Here is a 316-nt window from a genome sequence, read left to right on the forward strand (position 1 = left end):
TAGAACGCCTCATGCCTGCACTGAACGATGCCAAGCCAGTACGCGCACTGGGTCTGGATGCAGAAGAGATGGCCTTGCTCAAACCGCTGTGCCTGATCACCGCTAAACCGGCTATGTATGTCGCTAACGTAGCAGACGACGGCTTCACCAATAATCCTTTGCTGGACCAGCTGACTGAATACGCCAAATCTCAGAACGCGCCTATCGTCTCTATCTGTGCAGCGATCGAAGCGGAAATCGCTGATCTGGATGATGCCGATAAAGCCGACTTCCTGGCCGACATGGGCATGGAAGAGCCAGGCCTGGATCGCCTGAT

At 54.7% G+C, this 316-nt stretch carries 1 pseudogene; it reads left to right on the forward strand.

Annotated features, from left to right (window positions below):
- Positions 1 to 316, forward strand: a pseudogene (ychF, locus tag KDM89_RS21225) (redox-regulated ATPase YchF); the annotation flags it as partial.

Source organism: Cognatundibacterium luofuense (assembly GCF_018139685.1).
Lineage (GTDB): Bacteria > Pseudomonadota > Gammaproteobacteria > Burkholderiales > Burkholderiaceae_D > Undibacterium > Undibacterium luofuense.